The organism is Oleiphilus sp. HI0132, from assembly GCF_001635845.1.
In genome coordinates this window covers 1-1,296 of record NZ_LWGJ01000211.1, presented here as the reverse complement: position 1 = coordinate 1,296, position 1,296 = coordinate 1, and the positions used below count along the sequence as shown (strand labels likewise).

Here is a 1,296-nt window from a genome sequence, read left to right as displayed (position 1 = left end):
CTGAAGATGGAGAAGTACAGGAGGGCTGGCTAAACTTCACCCTTGGCGAGAATCTAGGGTGGCCAGGTGAAGAATCCCGGCCTGCTCGTGCCCGTGTATTCATCGTGCCTGGTGGACTAAGGCTGCTTGTTGGCCGCGATGTAAATGAATTTATGGCCGTTAAGCAACTCGTCGAACGTGCGATAAACTTTGGCATGGGAATTACCTTCGCTCTGGCGATGCTTGGCGGCATTATGATGAGCCGTAGTACAGCAAAAAGGGTTGAGCTAATTAACCAAACCAGCCAGCGGATTATGCAAGGGAATCTTTCTATTCGTATCCCGGACCGTGGCACCAATGACGATTTTGACCAACTCGCACGTAATCTAAATGAAATGCTCGACCGAATCGTTCAATTAATGGAAGGCATTCGTCATATTTCAGACAATATTGCTCACGACCTGCGAACCCCTCTGACTCGTCTAAGAAACCAGTTAGAAAATACACTGATCAGTGTAGAGCGCGACCAAGACAGACAACAGGTCGCCAATGCAGTCGCGGAAGCTGACCAACTACTCGCTACCTTCAATGCCCTATTACGTATTGCTCGCCTTGAGGTGGGTAGTAAGTCTTCAAATTTCCAACCTTTCAATCTAAGTGAACTGGTACAAGATGCTGCCGAGCTATATGAAGCACTTGCCGAAGATAAGAACCAGAAACTTGCGATTTCGATAGAAGAAAACGTTAACCTGAACGGTGATCGAGACCTTCTGTTTCAGACCTTGTGTAACCTGATCGATAACGCAATAAAATACACGCCGGAGAGTGGCTGTATAGATGTATCACTCCACAGCACTCAGAAAGATATATATCTATCAGTTGCTGACTCAGGAATTGGAATTCCAGAAGAGGAAAGGGAGAAAGTATTCCAACGCTTTTATCGCGTTGCCAAGAGCAGGTCTTTGCCAGGTAATGGTTTAGGTTTAAGCCTGGTACTCGCTGTGATGGATATCCACCACAGTAAAGTTATCTTAAATGATAATGACCCAGGCCTAAAAGTGGAGCTGGTTTTCCCACGAAGTACTAAGCTTCTATCAGGCAGTAAAGATAAAGAACTTAATTAGAACTGCGCTCTAACACGATCAATCGTATATTTAGCCGGAAATACAGCCAGGTTCTTAGCACTAATAAAAAGCTTCTCAGTGTTATCTACAATGCTTTCAACTTTTGCTTTGCTAACATCTACTTTTGCGTTAAGGCTATCCATTTCACCTTCCAAACGCTTTTGTCCAAACATCAAAAAAGCAATCAAATTAT

At 44.4% G+C, this 1,296-nt stretch carries 1 protein-coding gene and 1 pseudogene; one reads left to right on the top strand and one right to left on the bottom strand.

Features of this window, described 5'->3' with window-relative positions:
- Positions 1-1,103 (top strand): HAMP domain-containing sensor histidine kinase (locus A3766_RS02650; protein ID WP_068641616.1); only part of this gene is annotated, 1,103 nt, incomplete at its 5' end.
- On the opposite strand, the pseudogene A3766_RS02645 reads toward A3766_RS02650, so the two are convergent.
- Positions 1,100-1,296: pseudogene (locus tag A3766_RS02645) on the bottom strand (hypothetical protein); the annotation flags it as partial. The gene A3766_RS02650 and the pseudogene A3766_RS02645 sit on opposite strands and share 4 nt — an antisense overlap.